The 24,303-nt window shown below is 46.7% G+C and carries 17 protein-coding genes; 3 read left to right on the top strand and 14 right to left on the bottom strand.

All coding sequences use genetic code 11. The annotated features are described in order from the left end of the window. Positions 1–82: 82 nt before the first annotated feature. On the top strand, positions 83–1,423 hold the full coding sequence (locus DDR33_RS00645; RefSeq protein WP_109413829.1) for a sigma-54-dependent transcriptional regulator: 1,341 nt from the start codon (positions 83–85) through the stop codon (positions 1,421–1,423). Positions 1,424–1,425: 2 nt separating this feature from the next. On the opposite strand, the gene DDR33_RS00640 is transcribed toward DDR33_RS00645, so the two are convergent. The 7 genes from DDR33_RS00640 to kdpF are packed head-to-tail and all read right to left on the bottom strand — an operon-like array spanning position 1,426 to position 9,839. Next, a complete protein-coding gene (locus DDR33_RS00640; RefSeq protein ID WP_109413828.1) occupies positions 1,426–3,183 on the bottom strand; it encodes a HAMP domain-containing sensor histidine kinase in 1,758 nt (585 codons plus the stop codon). 6 nt (positions 3,184–3,189) lie between these two features. Then, complete coding sequence (locus tag DDR33_RS00635; protein WP_109413827.1) at positions 3,190–4,317, bottom strand: sensor protein KdpD; 1,128 nt, start codon at positions 4,315–4,317, stop codon at positions 3,190–3,192. Between the two features lie 6 nt (positions 4,318–4,323). Next, positions 4,324–5,391 (bottom strand): porin, encoded by a 1,068-nt coding sequence (locus tag DDR33_RS00630; protein ID WP_109413826.1) that lies wholly within the window; start codon positions 5,389–5,391, stop codon positions 4,324–4,326. 25 nt (positions 5,392–5,416) lie between these two features. Continuing rightward, the gene (locus DDR33_RS00625) at positions 5,417–5,983 is read right to left on the bottom strand and encodes a K(+)-transporting ATPase subunit C (RefSeq protein WP_109413825.1); all 567 of its coding nucleotides are present in this window, start codon (positions 5,981–5,983) and stop codon (positions 5,417–5,419) included. A gap of 8 nt (positions 5,984–5,991) precedes the next feature. Further along, the gene (gene kdpB / locus DDR33_RS00620; RefSeq protein WP_109413824.1) at positions 5,992–8,031 is read right to left on the bottom strand and encodes a potassium-transporting ATPase subunit KdpB; all 2,040 of its coding nucleotides are present in this window, start codon (positions 8,029–8,031) and stop codon (positions 5,992–5,994) included. A gap of 2 nt (positions 8,032–8,033) precedes the next feature. Then, a complete protein-coding gene (gene kdpA, locus DDR33_RS00615; protein ID WP_109413823.1) occupies positions 8,034–9,752 on the bottom strand; it encodes a potassium-transporting ATPase subunit KdpA in 1,719 nt (572 codons plus the stop codon). 9 nt (positions 9,753–9,761) lie between these two features. Further along, the gene (kdpF, locus tag DDR33_RS00610; protein ID WP_109414165.1) at positions 9,762–9,839 is read right to left on the bottom strand and encodes a K(+)-transporting ATPase subunit F; all 78 of its coding nucleotides are present in this window, start codon (positions 9,837–9,839) and stop codon (positions 9,762–9,764) included. 436 nt (positions 9,840–10,275) lie between these two features. On the opposite strand from kdpF, the gene DDR33_RS00600 reads away from it, so the two are divergent. Together DDR33_RS00600 and DDR33_RS00595 are read left to right on the top strand one after the other, a co-directional pair. Further along, positions 10,276–12,159 carry an SPFH domain-containing protein gene (locus tag DDR33_RS00600; RefSeq protein ID WP_109413821.1) on the top strand — a complete coding sequence of 628 codons (1,884 nt, stop codon included), beginning with the start codon at positions 10,276–10,278 and terminating at the stop codon, positions 12,157–12,159. A gap of 84 nt (positions 12,160–12,243) precedes the next feature. Continuing rightward, positions 12,244–13,023, top strand: a complete 780-nt coding sequence (locus tag DDR33_RS00595; RefSeq protein WP_109413820.1) for a phosphatase PAP2 family protein — start codon at positions 12,244–12,246, stop codon at positions 13,021–13,023. A gap of 388 nt (positions 13,024–13,411) precedes the next feature. On the opposite strand, the gene DDR33_RS00585 is transcribed toward DDR33_RS00595, so the two are convergent. The 7 genes from DDR33_RS00585 to DDR33_RS26920 all read right to left on the bottom strand — a co-directional run bounded on the left by DDR33_RS00585 (position 13,412) and on the right by DDR33_RS26920 (position 23,835). Then, positions 13,412–14,170: a LytR/AlgR family response regulator transcription factor gene (locus DDR33_RS00585; protein ID WP_109413818.1), complete on the bottom strand. Its 759-nt coding sequence runs from the start codon at positions 14,168–14,170 to the stop codon at positions 13,412–13,414. Further along, positions 14,163–15,227 (bottom strand): sensor histidine kinase, encoded by a 1,065-nt coding sequence (locus tag DDR33_RS00580; RefSeq protein ID WP_109413817.1) that lies wholly within the window; start codon positions 15,225–15,227, stop codon positions 14,163–14,165. Before DDR33_RS00580 ends, DDR33_RS00585 begins: the two co-directional genes overlap by 8 nt. A gap of 15 nt (positions 15,228–15,242) precedes the next feature. Then, positions 15,243–15,905 (bottom strand): hypothetical protein, encoded by a 663-nt coding sequence (locus tag DDR33_RS00575; protein ID WP_109413816.1) that lies wholly within the window; start codon positions 15,903–15,905, stop codon positions 15,243–15,245. A gap of 11 nt (positions 15,906–15,916) precedes the next feature. Next, positions 15,917–18,025: a TonB-dependent receptor gene (locus tag DDR33_RS00570; protein ID WP_109413815.1), complete on the bottom strand. Its 2,109-nt coding sequence runs from the start codon at positions 18,023–18,025 to the stop codon at positions 15,917–15,919. Positions 18,026–18,182: 157 nt separating this feature from the next. Then, the gene (locus tag DDR33_RS00565; protein WP_238387607.1) at positions 18,183–19,808 is read right to left on the bottom strand and encodes a SusD/RagB family nutrient-binding outer membrane lipoprotein; all 1,626 of its coding nucleotides are present in this window, start codon (positions 19,806–19,808) and stop codon (positions 18,183–18,185) included. A gap of 4 nt (positions 19,809–19,812) precedes the next feature. Beyond that, on the bottom strand, positions 19,813–23,178 hold the full coding sequence (locus DDR33_RS00560) for a SusC/RagA family TonB-linked outer membrane protein (RefSeq protein ID WP_238387606.1): 3,366 nt from the start codon (positions 23,176–23,178) through the stop codon (positions 19,813–19,815). 30 nt (positions 23,179–23,208) lie between these two features. Then, entirely contained in the window at positions 23,209–23,835 is a 627-nt protein-coding gene (locus DDR33_RS26920; protein WP_394341096.1) for a FecR family protein, read from the bottom strand. Positions 23,836–24,303 lie beyond the last annotated feature (468 nt).

The following is a 24,303-nucleotide window of genomic DNA, read 5'->3' as shown; positions in this document are numbered from 1 at the left end:
TTGGCCGGGAAAAAAAGATACAGCTTTCTTTAATTTGCACCCTGATCTTTTTAATTCGTTAATTTACAAAATAATATTGTTTATGGAAGGCACGATACTGGTGATAGATGACGAAAAGAAACTGGCCGGACTTCTTTCCCGGATCCTTGAGCTGGAAGGCTACCGTCTTTTACAGGCGTATACAGCAAAAGACGGTCTGAGGATACTCAACCAGGAGGACGTCGACGTTGTTCTCAGTGATGTGAAACTGCCCGACATCAACGGGATAGAACTTGTCCGCTTAATAAAGCAAAGCAAGCCATTTGTTGAAGTGATAAACCTCACGGCGTTTGGCAGCATCGAAGACGGCGTTTCTGCTATCAAAAGGGGGGCCTTCGACTATATCACCAAGGGAGATGATAATGATAAGATCATCCCGCTTGTGGCTAAGGCAATGGAGAAGGTACGCCTGGGAGGCAATAAAGCCTTCCCCCGCGACAAAACCAAAAGGAAATATGGATTCGATCAGGTAATCGGCCGGTCGGCTGCTATAAAAAAGGCGGTTGAACTGTCATTAAGGGTGTCTAAAACTAATACGACAGTTTTGCTGCAGGGCGAAACGGGAACGGGTAAGGAAGTGTTTGCCAATGCCATTCATTATGGAAGTCCCCGGGCAGAAAAAGCCTTTATTGCTGTAAATTGCAGCGGCTTTAGCAGCGAATTGCTCGAAAGTGAACTTTTTGGATATAAAGCAGGCGCTTTCACAGGGGCGCTGAAAGATAAGAAGGGGCTCCTTGAAGAAGCAAATAACGGAACAATCTTTCTGGATGAAATAGGAGAGATGAATCTATCCCTGCAGGCGAGGCTGCTTCGTGTACTGGAAAGTCAAAGCTTCATCAAAGTAGGAGACACAAAGCCAACTACGGTTGATGTGAGAATTATTGCGGCGACTAACCTCGACCTGCAGAGAGAGGCTGAGAAAGGGAATTTCAGAGAAGACCTTTTTTACAGGCTGTCGGTCTTTACAATAGCCCTGCCATCTCTTTCGGAAAGGAGGGAAGATATCGGAATACTCGCAGGATATTACCTGGATGATTTTGCTGAGAAGATGAATAAGCCGCCCTTTTCGATGGACTCCGGATTTATCCGGGCATTGAACACACATCCCTGGAAAGGAAATATACGCGAACTGAAAAATGTGATGGAACGTGTCGCGATTCTTGCAGATGAGCCGGTAGCTACGGCAGATCTCCTTCCTGCAGGTTTTAATGCCTCATTGCCCGACGGGCCTGTTTTTGATATGCAAACCATGGAAAAGCAGCATATTATGAAGGTACTGAGCCATACCGGTGGGAATAAAACGGAGACTGCCAGGCTTCTTGGGATAGGGCTCACCACCTTATACCGGAAGATGGAAGAATATAAGATCCCTGCAGCGAAGTAGTGTCAGCCGGCTGCAGGAATAGCAAAACTGAATTTACTGCCCTCTCCCAATGCGCTTTCTACCCATATCCTGCCGTTTTGGGCCTCTATGAACTCTTTAGAGATTGCCAGCCCCAGGCCCGATCCCGACTTATTTTGCCCATCTGCAGGAATCTGGAAATAACGGTCGAAGAGTCGCTGAATGTATTGATCTTCAATTCCCTTTCCGAAATCTTTTACCGAAAACTCAATCTCACCGTTCACCTGGTTCAACTGGATAATGATCTTTGACTTTTCGCTGCTGTAACGGAGTGCATTCGAAAGGAAGTTGATGAGTACCCACGCAGTTTTTTCAGTGTCTATATTGATATCCGGAAGGTGGTGCCTGCTGATGAGCTCAAGCTGCACGCCTTTCTGTTCGGACTGAAAGCGCATTGCCTCTATGGCATAGTTCACGATTTCAAGGGGATGTGTACGCTTGAGGTTCAGTTGGATGTTCCCTGTTTCAACTTGCGAGAGGTCAAGAAGCTCGGTGGTGATCTTTAGTAACCGGTCAGTATCATCTTTAATATGCGAGATCAGCTCATCCTGCTCCCCGTTTAAATTTCCCACACGCTGGTCTTTAAGGAGCTTCAGGCTCATCTTGATGGATGAGATGGGTGTTTTAAGCTCATGTGATATAGTTGCTATGAAGTTGGTCTTAGCTTCATCCCGCTCCTTAAATTCTGTGATATTCCGTAAAATATACACAGTTCCCGCCGGGACAGAAGTTACCTGGAATGCTCTTTCCGTATCTCCCGCCGGGTAGGCCGGTACCTCTATCTCGCGGCTTTCCATGCTGAAGAATGATTCTTTTCCGTTGGCAAAGATCTTAAGTAACCTGTCGTTCGCGTTTTTATCGAGGATGGTCCTTAGCAGGTCATTCCCGGCGGCTATTTCCGTAGCTACCTGACCTGTTGTTTTTTGCTGATCGAGGTTCAGGATGTTTTCCGCCGCTTTATTAATGAAAAGCACTTCTGCTTTCTCGTTCAGGCCTATGATCGGGTCGTGCATGTTTTCTATGATTGCCTCTATACGTAGTTTTTCAGACCTGATCGTTGCCAGGCTGCTGTTTTCCCACTCATCAAGACGCGAGGCCATTTCGTTGAATGAAGCAGCAAGTTCGGCGAACTCATCATTTGTTTTGAAATGCAGCCTTTGTTTGTAGTTCCTGCGGCTGATCTGCCTGATGCCTTCAGAGAGCTCCCTGATCGGATTTGCAACATAGCCGGGAAAATTGACAACAAAGGTAAATAGTATCAGGAACGTGAACGAGCCTATTAACCCCAGGTAAGCAGCGGCTTTATTAACCGACTCCTGTGCGGCATTGTTCTTCCTCACTATAGCCTGCATGTTAAGGTCTTCAATATTCAGAAGATGTTTTCTTACCCGCCGCAGAGCAGCGTCCCGTCCGGTGGCAGAGGTTGTGCTGCTGTTAAGGATCTTAACCTGCTCCTTAAGTGCCAGCACTTCTTCGCTTTCTCCTTCTTCGGTGACATTGCGGGACTCAGAAAGGAAGTTGCTGTTAAATGTTTTTAATGCTCCGCCCTTAAGAGGAACGTTGTGCTCATTCAGGATCTCCTCCATTGCACGGGTATACCGGAGTGTTTCGTAGTTATCTTTCAGGATCACTTTCGAGCTTTCAGATATCCGGTTGATATAGTAAATGCCCATCGCACCGAATGCCATGATAATGACAAACAGAAAGCCAAATCCCAGTCTCAGCTTGGTTTTTATTTTCATTGTCTTTTATGATAATATAATTAAATCGGTGTCCGTAACAGCGATCTTTCTTAAAAGCTGGCTAAAGATAGCTGTCCGCAGTATTACCTGGAGCAGGTTAAGATGCGGCCTTCCGATACAAATGGTGGTTACCTCGCGTTTTTCTGCCTCCGTCATAATGGTGCGGGTGATCTCATTGCTTTTGATCTTCACTACTTCAGCGCCCAGTTCTGTAGCCAGCTTGAAATTATTGATCAGATGCCGCTGCTTGTCCAGCCGGATCCGCTGCCCGCTTTCGCTGTCTGCCTGGACATAAAGAACGATCCACGGTGAGCGGTAATAAGAAGCAAGCCTTGCTGTTTTGCGGATAACGGTCCTGGCAATCTCCTGGTTGGATGATATGCAAGCCATGAAGCGTTCTGGCCTTAGTTTTATCTGCTTTGGGATCTCTGTATCAATTTTTTTCTCAAGGTGATGAGCAACTTCCCTCAATGCCAGCTCGCGGAGCTGAAGGATCTTGTCTGATTGAAAAAAGTTGCTGAGAGCCTGCCTGATTTTGCTGCTGTCATAAATTTTACCTTCCCGGAGGCGCCCGATCAGCTCATCGGCAGTGAGATCAATATTCACGATCTCGTCTGCCATTTCCAGCACGCGGTCGGGAACCCGCTCAGAGATCTTAACGCCGGTTATTTCCTCCGCTTCCCCGTTCAGGCTTTCGATATGTTGGATATTAAGTGCAGAGATCACATTGATCCCGGCTTCCAGTATATCGGTTACGTCCTGCCATCTCTTCGCATTTTTACTCCCTTCGACATTCGTATGAGCGAGTTCATCGACAATCACCACTTCCGGGTGCCTGCTGAGAATAGACGAAAGGTCCATTTCTTCCAGTTCTTTGCCTTTGTAAAAGATGGCCCGCCGCGGGATCAGGGGAAGGCCTTCCAGGAGAGCATGAGTTTCGGCTCTTCCGTGGGTCTCAATGTAACCGATCCTGACATCGATGCCGTTACGCAGCAGGGCATGAGCCTCCTGTAGCATCCGGTATGTTTTACCGACGCCGGCGCTCATGCCAATGTAGATCTTAAATTTTCCCCGCCTTGATCTTTTAACAAGCTCAAGGAATTGCCGTACCGAATCGTCCCTGCTTTGATCCATCAGATTCTAAAATGCTACTGCGATACTTCCTGTTATGGCAGCATTGTAGTTCACAGGATTACCGTCTCTTATAAATAACTTGTCTTTACTGTCATATACCTTGCCTTCCATTCTGAAAAGGGCGTTTGGAAATGGCGCGTAATCTACGTTCAATGAATAGCCTTTTGTATCAAAGCCTGAGGGTGTTCCTGTAGAAATGATCGCACCATCCTTGTCCCGGTAGTATTCAAATCTGCCGGCCACGGCCCACTTTTCTGCCATCCGGTACCTGACAATAGCCACCGGTGAGACCACATGCTGATAGTGGCTGCTTCCCTTCGTGCTTTGCTGCATTCCGTAATCCAGGCCAGCTGTTAATCCCAGATCCTCCGTCATTTGTACAATGCCATAGAAGTTATGGTAGAACCTCTTTACCCTGACGGAGTCGGCACCTTCTGAACCAAGATAATTGCTGTAGTTAAAAGTGAGACTTGAGGAGGGTTTCCAGGTGAGTTGCAGTCCTCCCGCAGCCTGGCTGTTCCCATCCTGCCTGTTCATCCGCTGCCATCCGTTAAGGAACAAAACAGCAGCAGAAAACTGTCCGTTATTTGTGCTATAGGAGAGCTTCGCCCCTGATTCATAATAAGGGGTATTTTCTGAGGATATATTCCTGGTTAACACCCAGCAGTCTTTCGAAACGGCGCTTTCAAAACCGATATGCGATGAAAAGATCCCCGCATCAAGCCAGAAGTTTGCATTCCCGGAAAGTTTTATCCCCGCATTCGCTTCAAAGATATTCTTAAACACTCCTGGTTCTGCTGCAAGATTTGCGTTGCTGTAGGTACCTGCCATCAGGGCAAGGTTCGCCCGCATATTTCCATTATCGAACGCCGCTTTTACAAAACCCAGATTGAGGTTCACTTCGTTATGCCTGTTATGCGAATATACAAATCCGGGACGGTTATTATCCGACGGTTTATTAAAGTCGTAGCCGTAGTAGGTCTCCAGGTAACCCGAGATTTTCAACGGGTTTTCCTGGGAATAAGAGGTACAGGCTGCTCCTAAAGCAGCGCAAAATATAAGAGCTTTTTTCATTTGAATGATTTGCTTGTAGCAGAAATTACCTTGAAAGGTTGTCAAGGGAACGATTTAACTTAAGAACGTTTACTCTTGAGGGGCCGAACAGGTTGAGGAAGGGAGGTGTTGTTGCCTGATCTACGAGTTCTTCAAGTTGTTCGGCACTGATGCCGCGGGCTTTTGCTACCCTGGAGATCTGAATTCTCGCCCCTGCTACCGATATGTCGGGATCAAGACCGCTGCCGGAGGCTGTCACCATATCAGCAGGGATTTCATTCTTCTTCAACCCGGGATTATATTTCAGCAAGCTGTCGATCCGGTTGTTTACCTCCTTCAGGTAGTCTGCATTAGACGGGCCTTTATTGGACCCTGCTGATCCTGCAGCGTTATATCCAACTGACGAGGGCCTTCCCCAGAAATATTCCGGCCTGGTAAACGACTGTCCGATGTTAGCATACCCGATCTTCTTTCCGTTTTCAAGGATTGCGGCACCGTCACCTTTGCCTTCCGAAAAGCGGGCTATGAAAGCGACAACGAGGGGATAGATCACGCAGAGTAATACCAGCATGATCAGAGTGAGTCTTAGCGACTGAAAAAAATACTTTTTCATTTTATGAATCAAATAAAAAGTGCAACGAGATAGTCAATCATCTTGATCCCGATAAAAGGGACAATTACCCCTCCGATGCCATAAAGCAGGAGGTTCCGGCGAAGGAGGGCGGATGCACCCAGGGGTTTGTAAGCCACGCCCTTCAGCGCCAGCGGGATCAGGATCGGTATAATAATAGCATTGAAGATCACGGCTGAAAGAATAGCGCTCTCGGGACTGTGGAGTGCCATGATGTTCAGTCCCTGAAGCGCCGGGATGGAAGCGATGAACAGTGCCGGAACAATTGCAAAATACTTGGCGACGTCATTGGCAATGGAGAAGGTTGTCAGCGTGCCCCGTGTAATCAGCAGTTGCTTGCCGATCTCAACAATTTCAATAAGTTTCGTAGGGTCATTGTCCAGGTCTACCATGTTTCCCGCCTCTTTGGCGGCTTGTGTACCGCTGTTCATCGCTACCCCGACATCGGCCTGGGCGAGGGCCGGAGCATCATTTGTTCCGTCTCCCATCATCGCCACCAGTTTTCCCTGGGCCTGTTCGTGTTTGATATAGTTCATTTTATCTTCAGGCTTTGCCTCGGCAATAAAGTCGTCGACACCCGCCTTTTCGGCGATGTATTTTGCTGTGAGAGGGTTGTCGCCGGTTACCATCACCGTTTTAACGCCCATCCGGCGAAGCCTTTCAAAACGTTCCTGGATTCCCGGCTTGATAATGTCTTGGAGCTCAATGACTCCCAGCGGCTTCCCGTTTTCCGAAACCACCAGCGGAGTTCCCCCGTTCGATGAGATCCTGGTCACTTCCTTCGCTATATCTTCACTGAACTCATTCCCGGAGTTTAATGCAATATTCCGGATCGCATCGGCTGCTCCTTTTCTTATCCGGGTGCCATCACTGAGGTCCACGCCGCTGGAACGGGTTTCCGCAGTAAACTTTACAAACGTCATGGAAGAGCTTTCCGGCAAATTGAACGCACCCGGACGAAGAGTCTGCCGGGCCAGTTCGACGATCGATTTCCCTTCGGGGGTTTCATCGGACAATGAAGCCAGGAGGCTGCTTTTAACAAAATGCTCTTCAGTTACGCCGGGTAAAGAATAAAAGTGTGTAGCCTTGCGGTTTCCGATGGTAATGGTGCCCGTTTTGTCGAGCAGGAGGGTATCGATATCACCGGCAGTTTCTACTGCTTTGCCCGATTTTGTGATGACGTTTGCCCTGAGCGCCCGGTCCATTCCAGCGATTCCTATTGCAGAAAGAAGTCCGCCGATAGTGGTTGGAATGAGACATACAAACAGGGAGATCAGTGCAGCTACCGTAATAGGAGTATTGGCATAATCGCCGAACGGTTTCAATGTAACGCAGACGATGATAAAGATCAGCGTAAAACTGGCAAGAAGGATCGTCAATGCAATTTCGTTAGGCGTTTTTTGCCTGGAGGCTCCTTCAACCAGAGCGATCATTTTATCAAGAAAGCTTTCTCCCGGCTGGGAGCTTACTTCAACTTTGATCCTGTCGGACAGAACTTTTGTTCCACCCGTTACTGATGATTTATCTCCTCCCGATTCCCTGATCACCGGGGCTGATTCTCCTGTTATGGCCGATTCGTCGATCGTGGCAATGCCTTCGATAATCTCGCCGTCTGTGGGGATGATATCTCCTGCCTCACAGAAAAATACTTCTCCTTTACGTAGTGTAGCGGAAGAACGGGTTTCTACGGAACCATCGGCCTTTATGACTTTCGCAGGGGTATCTTCCCTCGTTTTGCGGAGGCTGTCAGCCTGTGCCTTTCCTCTAGCTTCGGCTATCGCTTCAGCAAAATTGGCAAACAGTACTGTCAGCAGGAGAATCAGGAATATGGTGAGGTTGTAGCCAAAAGAACCTTGTCCGCTGTTGCCGAAAGAATAGACGCTGATATATAGCATGACGGCTGTGCCGATCTCCACGGTGAACATCACCGGGTTTCTGACCATGAGCCTCGGATCTAATTTTATGAATGATTGCTTCAGTGCGGCACTCACGAGTGCCGGCTCAAATAACCTGTTGGATTGTTGTTTCATTTTTATTTAAGCATTGAAAAATATTCTGCCAGCGGGCCTAATGCCAGGGCAGGGAAATAAGATAGAGCATTCAGAACAAGGATCACCGCGAGGGTCATTATTCCGAAGGTTATGGTATCAGTGCGGAGTGTACCTGCCGACTCCGGTATGTACTTTTTCTGGCCAAGGAGCCCGGCGATAGCTACTGGCCCGATGATCGGCAGGAAACGACCGAGGATCAGTACAAAGCCTGTCGAAACGTTCCAGAAAATGTTATTATCTCCCAGTCCTTCGAAGCCGGAGCCATTATTGGCGTTGGAAGAGGTCATTTCGTACAGCATTTCCGAGAATCCGTGAAACCCGGGATTATTGAGCCAGCTGGCCGGTTTAACAGCCCAGTCAGCATGGCCATAGTCTGTATAAACAAAGCAGGCGAGTGCCGTGCCTGCCATGATCAGCAGCGGGCTCAGCAGGGTGATTAACGCCGCAATTTTGACTTCCCTGGCTTCTACTTTATGCCCGAGGAACTCCGGCGTACGGCCTACCATTAATCCGGAAATGAAAACAGCGATGATGAGGTAGATCAGATAATTGAGGACGCCAACTCCGCAACCGCCGTAGAAAGAGTTGATCATCATTGCAAGCATCTGCCATAACCCGGTAAGGGGCATGGTGCTATCGTGCATGCTGTTTACAGATCCGGTGGAAATGATAGTCGTTACTGTACTCCAGTAAGCCGAAGCAGCTGGCCCGAAACGCACCTCCTTACCTTCCATTGCGCCAGTTGACTGACTGATGCCCATCTTCGCAATAGACGGGTTCCCCGAAAGTTCACTGCTGATAGTTGGGATCAGTAACAAAAACAGGCCTGCGGTCATGACCCCGAAGATGATCCAGCCAAGTTTTTTCCGGCGAATGAAGTAACCAAAGGCGATCACCATTGCAACGGGTATGATCACCTGTGCGATCATTTCGACCATGTTTGTCAGATAAGAGGGATTTTCAAGAGGATGCGCGGAATTTGCACCAAACCATCCTCCTCCGTTTGTTCCGAGATGTTTTATGGCGATCATCTGTGCAGCTGGTCCCCTGGATACGTTAACGGTATCTCCCTGTAAAGAGACATATTGGTCTTTGCCTTTATAAGAAGCCGGCGTCCCGCTAAAAGCAAGGATCAGTGCGATGATTATTGAAAGAGGAAGCAAGAGGCGCGTAATGGAGCGTACAAAGAATTCCCAGAAATTTCCGAGAGAAGTAACAGTCTTGTCCCTGAATGCTTTGAACACCACAATGGCTGATGCAATACCCGTGGCTGCACTGGTGAAATGAAGGAACATCAGGACGAAATGCTGGGTGAGGTAGCTGACCCCGGTTTCTCCTGAATAGTGCTGCAGGTTGCAGTTGACGACGAAGCTGATGATCGTATTAAACGACAGATCGGCACTCATGCCCGGATTGCCGTCGGGGTTCAAAGGAAGCTTATCCTGGTACAGTAGCACAAAGAAGCCATAGATCAGCCACACCGAATTAATCGTGAGCATCGCTTTCATGTGTTGCTTCCAGTTCATCTGCTCACGTGGATTGATCCCCGAGAGCTTGTAGATCCCATTTTCAAACGGGCTGAGAAAGTCTGTCCAGACTTTCTCTCCTGCAAATACCTTCGCGAGGTATTTTCCCAAAGGTATCGCAATGACCAGTGTGATCAGGAATGTTGCGGCGATACCAAGTAGTTCTGTGTTCATGATGATTTTTTAGAATTTTTCAGGTCTGAGCAGTACATAGACCATATAGATAAATACTGCGATTGCGATAATAAATAGTGCTGTCATTACTTTAGATTTTTTCGAACCAGTCAACAGTTTTAAAAAAAAGCCACATGCATGCAAGCAGAGCCGGAAGAAGTAAGAATATCATAGTTTTTTCATTTTTAGAGAGCTGTTGACAATGGGGGTGCCAGTTTGATTTAGTGTTAGATAAGTGGTTGATAATAATCTGTTTATTTCGTTTTCTTATTGCGCTGAGGTTTCGGTTTTTTTTCAAAATGGAAAGCTTTTTTTTCATTTTGAAAAAGCCGGGAGTAAACTGAGATTAATTGCCGGAGCTGCGATGGCAGCAGAGCCTTGCAGGACGAGAAAGAAATTTTTCAATTATTATCAATACTTAAAAGATATATGTAATTTTAATCTGCCGCAGCTTAGGTGATGAAATGCTGCAGATATGATCCAAAGCCCGTACCTAAAGGGTGTTTGCTTAAATCTTCAAACAATGACCGGTTTATTTTTTCAATTGATTTGGGTGCTGCCTCTTATCGCAGCGCTGGTACTTTACAAATTAGTTCTGCGGGTTTTCTTCGGGATGGTAATAGTTCCCGATGACCGCATAGGTTTGGTGGTAAAGAAGTTTGCGCTCTATGGCAGCGATAAAAGGCTGCCGGATGGGCGTATTATCGCGACCAAAGGAGAGGCTGGTATGCAGGCTCAGCCTCTCGCGCCCGGTTTATACTGGGGAATGTGGCCCTGGCAATTCGGCATTACAATGGCTCCTTTTACCATAATAGAGCAGGGGAAACTCGGACTGGTAAAGGCGAAGGACGGAGCCTCTCTTGACACAGGACGCGTCTTAGGGCGCCCGGTTGAGTGTGACAAGTTCCAGGATGCACAGGCTTTTCTTGACAATAAGGGGCAGAAAGGCCCGCAAGCAGCATTTCTTACCCCTGGCAGCTACCGTATTAATACATTCCTGTTTGATATTGTGATGGTAGATATTACACAGATTCATGAAAATAAAGTAGGTATTGTTACTACCCTGGATGGGGAACCTCTCGACAAAGGAGAAATCGCGGGTGGATCAGTCGCCGGGCACCGGAATTTTCAGGACCCCATGGCTTTTATCAGCGCAGGGGGAAAGAAAGGGCTGCAGGAAGATGTAATTCTGGCTGGAACTTATTTTCTCAATCCCTGGTTTGTTATTGTTGAACAGGTGGAGATGGTGCATATCCCAATTGGGTATGTCGGCGTGGTTAACTCATTTGTAGGACCAGAAGGAAAAGATACCAGCGGGGATAGTTTTAAGCACGGGAACATAGTTAAAAAGAATGAAAAAGGGGTTTGGGATGAACCTCTCGATCCCGGCAAGCATCCTATTAACATTTATACGCATGCTGTTGAAGTGGTACCTACTACAAATATTGTTTTAAACTGGGCCAACAGCCGCACGGAAGCTCACGAACTCGATAAAAACCTCAGTACGATAAGTGTTCGCTCATCAGATGGTTTTACATTTAACCTGGATGTTTCTCAGATTATCCATATCCCAAGAAATGAAGCACCGAAGGTGATCGCCCGGTTCGGGAATATGCGAAACCTTGTATCGCAGGTACTCGAACCGACTATTGCCAATTACTTCCGTAATTCAGCACAGCGAAGTGATGTCATCGAATTCTTATCAAATCGCTCGCAGAGACAGGAAGATGCCAAAGGGCATATCTGTAAAGTGCTGGCTGACTATAATGTAGTAGGGGTAGACACTCTTATCGGGGATATTGTTCCGCCGGAGGCATTAATGAAGACCCTCACTGACCGGAAAATCGCGGAGCAGGAAAGAGTGACCTATGAAATTCAAAGAAGTGCTCAGGTAGAGCGTAAAGAGTTTGAAAGCGCCAAAGCAGGTGCAGATATGCAGCCGGAAATTGTTAAGTCCACCCGGCAGGTCGAGATCAATACCCAAATGGCTGCGGCAAAGGTTGCTGCAGCAAAGGGAGATGCAGAATCACGGGTGATTAATGCAAAGGCCGATGCCGAGAACAGGATGATCAATGCGAAGGCAGACGCGGAAGCAAAGATTGTCATTGCCAAGGCTGATGCATCTGCAACCGAAGTAAATGGTACTGCAGAAGCAGGTAAGATTAAGGCAATAGGGCTTGCAGAAGCTGAAGTGACAAAACAGAAGACCGAAGCAATGGGTACTGAACAGTATGCTATCGTAAGGGTTGCTGAAGCATTGGCTGTTAACGGGGTTAAACTGGTTCCTGAAATCCTTGTAAGCGGGAAAGAAGGAGGGAACAGCGGGCTTGTAGATGCCTTGATTGGTACAGAACTGTTTAAAAAGCTTCAGAGTGAAAGTGAAAAGAAGGAATATAAAAAGGAATGATGATGTACGCAATAAAAAAAATAAACGTTTAAGTTGTATCAAAGTAAATCAGAACTCTTTATCGGAACGAACGTATAAGTATATATGAAACGTCTGCTCGTTGTTTTATTACTATTATCTTCTATTTCTAAAGCTCAGACAAGCGATTCACTTACCACCGGTATGCAGAATCCCGACCTGTTTTCAACAGAGGAGAATGAAGCAAAGAAAGATATCAGGATGGGACATATAGTAAGTTATATCCCGCCGGCTGTCTGTGTAGGGTATGGTTTTATGGCCTTAAATAACAATGTTCTGAGAAGGGTTGACCGCAATGTTTATAACGATATGAGGGATGATCATCCGAACTTCAGGACTGATATCGATGATTACATGCAGTATTCCCCGCTTGTTGCTGCTTATGCTCTGACCTTTAGTGGTATAAAAGGAAAAAATAACCTCATGGATCAGGCGGCACTAAGCTTCCTTTCCCTGGGGATAGCAAAAGGTTCCGTATGGTTTTTTAAGGATAAAGTGAGACAGCTCCGGCCTAACCAGGAGTCATATAATTCATTTCCCTCCGGGCATACTGCAACTGCATTCGCTGCTGCTGAAATTATGAACCAGGAATTCGGAGACCGTTCTGCCTGGTATGGAATTGCTGCCTATTCAGCCGCAACAGCAACCGGTATCCTGAGGGTGTACAACAATGCGCATTGGTTTAGCAACATTATTGCCGGCGCCGGATTTGGTATTTTATCGGTCAAAGCCACTTATGCCCTGTACCCCCATTTGAAAAACTTATTGCAAAAGAACAGGAATGTCGCCCTTACCCCATATTACTCTGCGTATGGAAGAGGCTTGTCGCTTACAGCGACCTTTTAGAAGGAATTTAACATACTTTTCTCCATAAAAAAAGCCACTCTATGGTGGCTCTGATATTCAGAAAGGGAAGTTCTGACTATAACCCTTCTATTTCATCTGAGGACAAACCGGTGCCTTTTGCAATATCCTCTACCGAAATTCCCAGTTTCTTGAATTTCATGGCAATGGCACGTTTCTCTTCGCGCATTTTAGCTTCAGCTTTACTGCGTTCTTTCAGCTATCATCCGTTCTTTCTCTGCTCCTCTGGCTTCACCTATAGCTTCGCCTCTTTGGAAAAGGAAATCCTTTTCTTCCCGGAAAAATTGACTTACTGCTTGCATAACCTTCTCAAATTGTGGTTGTATACTGCTTCGTAACTGTACAAAGATACGTAATTGTTGAAAGACAGCTAAATATCAAAATGTTCTCTTAACACTTCCCCGTACCGTCGGCTTGAGCTGAGCTTCATCTTTTCTTTGTCTTTCATGACGAAGATCAGCGAACCATTAAAACCTTTCCGGATTTCCGAGATCTGATCTGTGTTGATCAGGGTACTCCGGTTGATCCTGATGAAAGTATCCGGTAGCTTCTCTTCAAGACTTGTAACTGTAAAATCAGTGAGATGCTTTTTTCCGTCGACGCAGCAAAGGAATACGTACTTGTCTTCCGCCTGTATATAGGCTATCTCCTCCGGTTTAACCAAAAGTATCCGGTCCCCGATCTTTACAGTGAGTGTTTTCCGGTCTTTTTTGACGTTTAGCTGCCTCAGAAGCGATTCAATGGGAAGGCTTATTTCTTCCGGCTTACTTATCTTTTCAAGCTTCTTAATGGTAAGTTCCAGCCGCTCCATCTCCACAGGTTTGAGAAGGTAGTCAATGGAATCTTCTTCAAAAGCTTTTATCGCATACTGGTCATAGGCTGTTGTAAAGATCACCCGAGGCGAATGTTTTAACCTTGAGAGCATTTCAAACCCGTTGTATACCGGCATTTCAATATCCAGGAAGATCAGGTCAGGCCTGAGATCTTCAATTTTTTTTAATCCGTCTTCCCCGTTAACTGCTTCACCTATGATCTCCACGGTGTCGCTGTAGTTTTTAAGGAGCCGGATTAACCTGAGCCTTGCCAGCTCTTCGTCATCAATAATAACGGTTTTATATTTCTTACTCATATCGGAGAGGAATCAGGATCTTAATCTGCTTTACCGGCTCATTGGTGATAGATACCTGGTAGTTATCGCCATATAACAGTGAAAGCTTGTCGTAAGTACTCTGCAGTCCGTACCCGGTTTGCAGTTCATCGGGAAAAGGCGTGCCGTTGTCGGCAACTGCGATCTCAACAGACTCACCTTGCCGCCGGATCCGGATAGTGAGCTCACCCTTTTCTGCTGTATTCTTTAACCCATGTTTTAATGCGTTTTCTACGAGAGGCTGAATGAGAAAACGGGGGATTCTGGCGTTCATAAGCTCGTCATCGACATCCAGGTTGAAGTTTATCCTGTCGCCGAAACGTATTTTCTCAATATCCAGGTACGTAATTCCTGTCTCCATCTCATCCCTGATCTGCACCATATCTTCGCTGTTATGGTTGATACTATACCGGAAAAGCTTAGATAGTTTGAGTGTCATGGACTCCGCTTTATCGGGGTCGTGATGAATCAGGCTCGCTATTGAATTAAGAGCATTGTACAGGAAATGAGGGTTGATCCTGGCGTGGAGAGTTGCGAGCTCTGCCTGCGTTTTAAGCTGGGTCAGGCGCATCATGTCCAGCTCCTTTTGTTTGATCTGGTTCTGCAGGGAGGCTCTTTGCGAATGATGAACAAACCTGATGGTGCAGATAATGATCACAACCAGGGCACTGAAGAGCATGTCCTGGGGATGAAAGAAATAGTACGGGACTCCGTGTGTGAACGAAAGAATGAAGAAGGACAGTTCCGTTCCTGCTGCCATACCCAGCAGGCAGGCGACATAAAAGACGATGATGAAAGATATTCTGTCATACCTTAGCTTCAGGAGGGACTGCGCAATCAGGATCGCGTTCATCACGCAGAGCGAGATCATTACACTAAAAATTATAGTCGAAAAGAACATTCTCGGCTCTACAAGCTTCCCCCTCAGCGCAGAAATAAAAAGAGATATCAGGACGCCAATTACAATCCCCCCTAACAGATTGTTAACATTGGTTATGAGCCAGCCCTTATGGGTGTATTTAGCCCCTCTTTCACGCATTTCTTATAAAATATATTATTTGCACTGTGCAAGCAGTTCGTTATTTCTTTCTTTACCCCAGTTTGGAGCCATGCTGCTATCCGGTTTAAAGGTACTGAATTTTGTAGCTGCTTTTTCCAGGAGTGGTTTTGCAGCTTCTTTGCCTCCGCCGAATGCAGCAGGGGTGTAAAATATGTTTTGTCCTTTCACCAGGTAAGGCCTGGGGTTCTCGGGGTTCAGAGCTATCGCTTTGTCTAAGGAGGCGGCAGCGCTTTTCATGAAAGACATCCTGTTCATAGGGTCGATGGACATTTTCATAAACTCAATGTAGCCCCTGACTGTATAGATCTCGCTGTTCCCGGCGGAAAGCGAGTCTGCTTTCGCAATCTGATCCAGCGCTTTGTCGAGAAGAGGATCCATATTTTCCTTCTTTCCTGTAATGCCTGCAATGAGATTACAGTAAGAGGCATAATACGATGGCATCCATTGTGTGTTTTCTGCCCTGGCAATCCTCTCAAAATGATTTGCGGCTGCGGCGAACTCATCGGGGCTTTTTGCCGACTGAAGCAGTTGCAGGCCTTTGCCCATCGCCAGCTGGTACTTTTCAGACTGTGCGAACGAAGTAAACGATACAAAGAGAAGCAGGACGATGGTGTTGAGTTGGATGAGTTTCATGTTCTTTTTAATTATTTGGTTCATGTAAATTGCTTTTAACGTACAAAGGTGTTGTCGCCGATGGTCATCAGTAATCCGATGAAAAAGTCGCGTTGAGCGGCCGGTTGGATGGCTTGTCTGAACTGACCGTCCCGTGAATAGTGATAGCCGTAAACATTGTTGAATCCCGGAACGTTGGTCGCCGACAGGTACACCACTGTAAATTGTTTCAGTATATGAGTAAGATAGCTGACATTGAGACTGAGATTGTTGAAGTTGCCCGTTTTATCCCCCAGGTAAACCGGATTTGCGGGATTAACGTATGTTCTGCCGGTAGCGAACGTGTACGTAGAGCTTATTTGCGAGTTCAGCTTTTCAAAGAATTGCTTGTAAACCACATTTAAGGTATGTTTGGCAGCAAAAGGAGGCACTGCCCTGCTTGGGTAAGTACCGAAGATCCGCCTGGTATCAAGAAAAGAATAAGAGATCCAGTAATCGGCGTTCCGGATACTTTTCCTGTCCCTCCAGAACAACTCAGCACCTCTTGCATAGCCGTTCCCGGTATTACTGAGCTGTCCGTCAAAATCCCTCGTAAGCCTGGAATAATCTTTATAATAAGCTTCGGCACGGAAGGTATAATCAGAGTTGCTGTACTGGTAGTTCAGAATGTAATGATCTGCTTTTTCGAAATCCAGAGGCTGCATAATGAGGTAATCATCTTCAGGATTCTGATAAAATTTGCCGTATGCGAGAGAGACCTGGCTGAACGAACCTGTCCTGTAACCCACAGATGCCCTCGGTGCGATGTTATACTCATCCAGCCAGGAAGAATATTCAGATCTTAAACCAACCCTTGTTGCCAGGTTAGGTGTGATGAATATTTCAGCTTCAGAAAAAGCCGCCGTTAACTGGTCTTTGTACTGCCGGGAAAGCTGGTTCATCTCTTCCGCTCTTTTAAAAGCAAAGCTTTCTGCTCCGAATTTGATATTTGAGAGAGAGGAAAGGTAGTGTGTTGCTACCAGTCTTCCCTGGAAAACCCGGTCCGTCCGGTTGTACCGGTCTTCTTTTTGCAAACCGTCATCGGAGGTATTGCTGAACGCAAGTCCTGCCTGGATCTTCCAGCTCTTTGCCAGGTAGTCCTGGTAGGAGGTATTGATGTACGTGTTTTTGTTGGTATTACTGAAATAGTCTGTCTCCTGAGGGTTTTCTGTATCAGTCACATTAAGCCCAAGGGATGTTCTGCTGAAATCGCTATACCATTTGAACATGCCGGTATCCGATGTCTTTAGCTTGTACTGCAGCGTTGCTCCGTACTGTTCCGGCTCCTTATCCCAATCCCGGTCTTGTTTGATCACTGAAAAGGCAGGTTTCAGATTATAATAGAATCCACCTGTAGTTAGCGCGCTGTTCTTAAAGCGGATGTTCTGATCTACGCCGGCACCAACGGACAGTAAAGAAAGTCCGGTAGTGGTTTTCTCGGGCAGGTCTTTGCTTTCAAGAAGCAGAGCAGACGAGAGGGCCTGCCCGTATAATGCGGAGTAGCCGCCGGCAGAAAAAGAGGTGCCTTTGAACAGGAAAGGAGAGAATCTTCCCCTCGATGCCTGATCGGGCACTTGGGTGTTAAAAGGATTCTTAATCAGCATGCCATCAAAGAACGTTTTTGTTTCCGCTGCTGATCCTCCTCTCACAAACAGCCCGCTTTCAGTAAAGGAGGTCTGTGCTCCCGGCAGAGTTTGCAGGGCACTGATGATGTCGGCATTGGAGCCGGCAGTTGTTGCAACGTCCAGCGAACTCAGGATGGTTCCCCGCTTTTTATCCCCGGTTTCGAATGTTCCGGCGGTGATCGTAACGGCGTCGAGTTCATTCACTTTCTTCCTCATCAGAACGCTGAGGTTTACCGCTTTGCCGTCGAGTTGTAATTTCACGCTATCGTCCTGGTAGCCGGTTGCAGAGTAGAGTAAGATAAACGCTCCTTTCTCTTCTGTGCTGAACAAGAATTTCCCGGTGCTGTCGGAAGTGGCACCGTCATACGTGTTTTTGAGTATGATATTGGCCTGTTTAATGGGCTGGCCTTTCTGATTCTTTATAGTGCCGGATATGATAGCTTGTGAGAACCCGCGGAATGCGGTAAAGAGGATCAACGTTGCAAGTAAATAGTGTTTCATCGTATTGTGCGAATGCTGAACGAAGATGCATCTGCACCAGGTTTATCCGAAGGTTTTCCTGACAAGAGGACGGAAAGCGGAGATAAGCGGAGGAAAAATACAGATAAGGAAAAGGGAAGATTAACGGACGACGACAGCGTCGTCCGTTAATTTCATGTTATTTATCCCACCATACACGCCCGGTTAATTTATCTCCACCGGTGACGGAAGATGAGGCTGCGTTGTAGTTATCGGCATTAGTTAATGCTTCCGCCGCGGGATAGGGGAACCTTCTCGGAATAGTTCCGCCCGTATTGTTATTCGGATATATTACCGGATTAAGCTGGGGATATCCGCTTCTTCGCCAGTTGCTCCATGTCTCGTAAAAATCCAGCATGGTAACGGTATGTGCCCAGTATTGATTATTGATCATCGACAGGCCGTTTGCCGCGTTATAAGGGTGATTGCCTGCAAATTGATCTGCTTCTGTCTCGCTGATAGCCATCGCCTCGTCATACTGGCCGAGGAAGGTAAGTGCATTTTTAAGACCCTCTCGGTAATGTGCTGCCGCCGATCCGCCGATAGCCCATCTTTGAGCGGCTTCTGCCAGCAGGAATTCCGTTTCTGCATACGTCAGGATAAACGTTGGTCCTGTTCTCTTGATCATTCCCGGGCTGGGAGAAGAATAATCAATAAAAGAAGTAAAGGATGGATGCTGCCTGATGTCCTGCGCCGCAATGCCGCTCAGATCTTTCCCATTGGGCATCCCTTTCTGTGCCGATGGCGCAGAGATGGCGTTTGGATTCTGGTCTTTGTCCTTTGTCGATTCGTCGGGGTATAGCCTTGTTACTGCTACTTTGCCCAGGCGTGGATCATTCGTCGCTTTCAGGAAGTTTATAAAGGTATCAGACCATCTTACATAAAAGTGTTCCTGTCCTCCGTCACCTCTCAGTACCTGGCTGTTCCGGTTCTGGGTTACTCTGCCTCCTGATTCGTCGTGTATGATAAAAGCGTTGTCTCCGTTGCCCGTCATCGTGTTGCCCACAGCTTTCTGTGCAAATGTTTTGGCGGTATTCTCATCAACTTTAGTTAGCCTCATGGCCATTCTTAACAGGAGGCTATAGCCAAAACGCTTCCATTTTCCGATATCACCTTTATAAATGGCATCCCCTGTGATCGTTCCGCCGTCATTCCCAAGAGCTGCACTGGCTTCTTCCACTTCCTTGAGTAAACCGGCATAGATGGATTGCTGGCTGTCGTACTTAGGATAATAATTATTAGTGTGATATCCCATGCCGGCGTCTGTATATGGCACGTCCCCGTAGAGATCAGTTATACGCTCCATCACAATTGCTCTCCAGATACGGGCTACCTGGTGCAGATTTTTATACTGAGCTTTGTCCTTTGTTATCTCTATAAGCTCGGTGACGGGTTTAACCTGTTCGGTATACGCTCCTACTGCAGAGGTTCCCCAGTAAGCCGAGGTATAGCCTTCATTGAGAATATATTTATCGCCCGCCCAATAAGAAATAACAGTGGAAAATCCCTGCATCATAGTCGAACAATAAATGAGATTAGCCCGCCATGTGTCGTAAGCAAAGTCGGTGCTTCCTGTATAGTTAAGCTGAGCAGAGGTAAGCAGAAAGTTCGGGTTAAAATTGCCGCTGCTGTAGCTTATCGGGTCTGTATTTATTTCTTCAAAGTCCTTGGTACAGGAAACACCCGTAAACATCGCCAAAAGGACCAGGATATATTGATAAATATTGCTGAATTTCATGATGGTGGTATTTGATAATCCTGACATTATACTAGAGTTTTACACTTAGGTTGAGCCCCATGCTGCGGACAGGAGGAAGTCCCCCTAATTCCAGGCCCGGAAAAGTAGCGTTATAGCTTGACTCGGGATCAATGTTCTCTGTTTTCTTCATGAGTATAAAAAGATTCCGGCCGACAAGGCTGAGGGTTAATCCCTTGATCCTGTTTTTGAAAAGCCGGTCAGGAAAAGCATAGCCGAGTGTCAGCTGCCTGAATTTGATGAAACTTGCATCCTCCACAAACTCTTTCGATACATTGTTGGCATAATTGCTGTAATAAGTCGCGGCATTGATCACTGTTGTCCCCGTTCCCCACGTGCCTTCCCTGTTCTCAAGTGTAGCCTGGTGAAGTCCGTTAATATACCCGTAATAGTCTGTCGCCGAGAAGATTTTTCCACCCCATTTGCCGTCGATAAGTGCACTGAACCTGAGGTTTTTGTATGAAAACTCATTGTTCCATCCGGCTGCCCAGTTATTGATCGCCGAGCCGAACGGTTGAAGGAGGCCTCTTTCAGGAACTCCGTTGCTGCCGCGTACTATCTGCCCGTTCCCATCGTACTGGTAATCGTAAGCCATCACTTGCAGCAAAGGCATATTAAGGATGTGGCTAATAAATCCTACTCCTGAGCGGGAAGTAGCAAACGGCTGGCTCCTGGTTCCTGATGCAAGCGATTGCAGGTTGTTATCGTTATACGAGGTATTTACCGAGGTAGTCCATTTAAAATCTTTGGACTTTAAAATATCAGCAGAAACCAGTGCTTCGAATCCTTTATTCTGTATTTTTCCTGAATTAAGGATTGCACCTTCATATCCTGTTGTAGGGCTTAAGATTACTTTCACAATCTCATCCCAGGACCGTTTAGTGTACCAGGTTAAATCGACAGTAAACCGGTTAAGGAGCCGCAGCTCGGTACCGATCTCGAATTCGCTTGCACTTGAAGCTTTAAGGGAAGAGTTTGGAATGGCCGGGTTGGATATATTACCCAGAGGCTGTCCATTGAGAGCCTCGCTTCTGATGATATATGCAAGCTGCGTGTTATAAGGGTCCGTTGCTTGTCCAACCCATGCTATTCCGGTGCGCAGCTTGCCGAAATTGAGGAAGCCGGGTTTCCAGACCTCTGAAAAAACGAAAGATCCGCTGACCGAAGGATAGAACGTAGAAAGCTTATTGTCCTTACCGGGAGTAGCAAGCGTTGAAAACCAGTCGGTTCTCGCCGTCCCTGTTATAAACAGCATACTTCTGTAGGCAACTTCAAGGCTTCCGTAGAGCGATTGAGTCTCCATGTTGGTGACGCCTCGGGTGACAGATTTGTTTGTCGCATTGCTTATGTTATACACAAACGGTATCGCATAGTCTGAACCATTGTTGGTGGTCTGATCCGATTCCGTCTTCCTGTAACTTGCACCGGCATTTAGTGTTGCCGTCAGATCCTCAGCAGCTTTAAATGATTTGCCTATCAGGACGTCTGTATTAATGTCGGAGAACCGTGTATTCTGTTCAGCTATTTTACCTGCTGCATAATACGCAGTTCCTGATGGTACCACATTTTTGTAAACATCAGTATAGTAGTCCTGTCCCCCTCTAACCTGGAGAAACAGCCCGTTATCAAAAGTGTATCTCAGGCTGGCTGATCCCAGGAAGCGGTTTCTGTTGGTGTTATTCACAAAATTGTATGCAGCAAACCAGGGGTTCGTGTTGTAAACATTTCCTTCATTATAGACGAGTTCTGCTCCGTTAGCCGTCGTGCCTGGTTTCAGATCGTTTACATTAATGCTCGTTGGAAGAAACGTGACATTGAAGTTAGCATTTCCTGCACCATCCGAAAGCATGGGCCTGTTATGAGCCTGCTCCAGGATGTAGTTCGCTTTCGCCTCAACTGTCAGTCGTTTACTGGGATTGAAATTTCCTGAAAGGTTGAAGGTCTGCCTGTTGAGACCCGAATTGGGCACCACAGAGTTATTGTCAAGTGCACTGGCGGAGAAGCGCACTGTTCCTCCGTCAAATGTTCTGTTTAATGCGAGGGTGTTTGTCCAGCTTCCTCCGGAGCGGTAAAAGTCCTCAATGTTGTTTCTTTGTGCTGCGTAGGGCCTTGATACCCCATCGAACTGAACTACGTCAGAACCGTCAAGCTTAGCCCCCCAGCTGGATCCGCCGGAGGTGGCGGCTTCTTTGGCATCAGCCGGTTTCCTGTTATTGGCCCCCTGGCCGTAAACATACTGCCAGTTTGTTCTGTCCATTGCCTGTTCCCCGACATAATTGGAGTTGTATTCAATCTCGTTTCCCTTGCCGCTCTTTGTTGTTATCAGGATTACTCCAGCCTTTGCACGGTAGCCGTACAATGCAGAAGCAGCGGCTCCCTTTAAAACTGAAATGCTTTCAATGTCATCCGGGTTGATATTGCCGATGGCATCGCCCATGTCAGGCGCATTATCCCATTGGCTGCCGCTATTTCCATTAGGGTTTTTATTATTAATTCCAACTGGCTTGTTTTCCATTGGGATCCCGTTAATGACATAAAGAGGCTGGCTTGTCTGGCCGAGACTGGAAACACCCCGGATCAGGACATTGCTGGCGGAACCTGCGCCTCCTGAGGTCGCGCCAACATCAAGGCCTGCCACTTTTCCCACCAGTGAATTGATCATGTTGTTTTCTCTTGCCTGGGTTAAAGAAGCTCCTTCAACCTGGGTGACAGAATAACCCAATGCTTTTCTTTCTTTTTTTACTCCCAGGGCAGTCACTACCACTTCACCTAACTGTTTTGTATCGGGGGAGAGATGAACAGTAAGGAAAGTTCCGGATGAGACAGGTATTTCCTTACTGATATAACCGGTAAAGGAAACTAACAAAATGCTGTTTGGTTCTGCTGTGACCGAAAACATCCCATTCATGTCTGTTGAAACGCCTTTCGCTGTACCTTTTACTTTTATGGTTGCACCAGGCAGGGCTACTCCGGCATCATCCGTTACTCTTCCGCGCACCGCAACGGGCGGAGTGTTTATAACCGGTACTTCGGACATCCCCGGATCAGCCCTGCTTATGGCGATCACATCTTTATCCACAATTTTGAAGCTGAGCGCTGTCTGATCGGATAGTTCATCCAGCAGCTCGGTAATTGTGCGTTCTCTCGAAGGGATACTTACCCGCTTATCCTGATCAATATCTTCCCTGTTGTAGGAGAACCGCATCTGCGTGACTGATTCGATTTGCCGGAATGCGGGGATGATCTTCTCTCCGGTAAATCCTATCCGGATAGTTTGATTAACTTCTGAACCCATCACTGAGCTTGCCAGAAGTAGTAGTCCCAGCAGGAAGATCCGGCCGGATGCATGAGCGTAAATTGGTAGTAGTTTAATTTTCATGCTGATTCGTGAGTTAAAGGGTCTATGATGCTATTGATTTTCTTTGAATTGTATTTGAACCACGTTGTTCTGAATGATATAATCGAATTTTTGAGAGAAGCTTAAGGCTTCCAGTACACTATGAAGGTTCTTGTCGCGGAATTCACCCGTAAAATGTTTAGCAGAAGAAGGTGTGTTGCCGAGTTTTATTTCAACGCCGTACAAATCTTCTATCTGTCCGATCATCTCAGCGAGGCCTGCGTCTTTAAATGAAAGGATGTTTTGTTTCCAGTTATCTATGTCCGGTACCTCAACCTGGTGTTTTTCAGGTATGTTGTCTTGCTTTTTTCTGATCACAACTTCCTGGTTAGGTGTAAGAACGATCGTATGAGGTGATCTGATCCCGGCAATAAACCGCTCGACTTTCACTTTTCCTGTTAAAAGTGTTACCCTGCTGGAGCTTTCTCTTTCATAATTCCTGATCATAAAAGAGGTTCCCAGGACGGTGGTGGAGATATCGCCCGACTTTACAATAAATGGCCTTGTCTTATTTTCTGCAACCTCGAAAAATGCCTGCCCCTTCAGATATACACGCCTTTCGGACTGGTTGAAGTTTTTTGAAAGGACTAAGGAGCTTCTGTCATTCAGAGTGACAATGGACCCGTCGGGAAGCACCATCTTCTTCTTAATAACGGCCTTTTCTTTTGATCTTTCCTGCTTGCTGCTATTTGCAGCAAGTCTGGTCTCCTTTGCGGCCTGGTAACGGAACCAGAATACAGCAAGCAGCAGCAGGCATGCCGCCGCTGCCGCAATGCGGACAGGCAACCTGAATATTTTCTCACTCAAGGGCCGCTTAGCGGTGTGGTGACTAAACAGCGACTTAAACTTTGCTAACTCGGCCCCGTATTGCTGCCGGTCCTGGTGGTCCTGCTGTAATAAATGAAACAGAAACTGCGCTTCTTCTATAGCCTCTTTTTTATCAGGATTGTCAGCAATCCATTTTTCCCAGAAATCTATATCTTCTCTACGGCCCGCTGTGCAGTAATTAAGGAAAGATTGATCGGTTAAGAAGTCTTCTGTCGTGTAATTCCTGTAATTCATGGATGGCTTTTTCTATAAGAGAGAGCCACCCTTCATTTTTACCGG

The organism is Pararcticibacter amylolyticus (assembly GCF_003130405.1).
GTDB lineage: Bacteria > Bacteroidota > Bacteroidia > Sphingobacteriales > Sphingobacteriaceae > Arcticibacter > Arcticibacter amylolyticus.
Note: the sequence above shows the minus strand (reverse complement) of the source record. Positions and strands in the feature narration are given on the sequence as shown.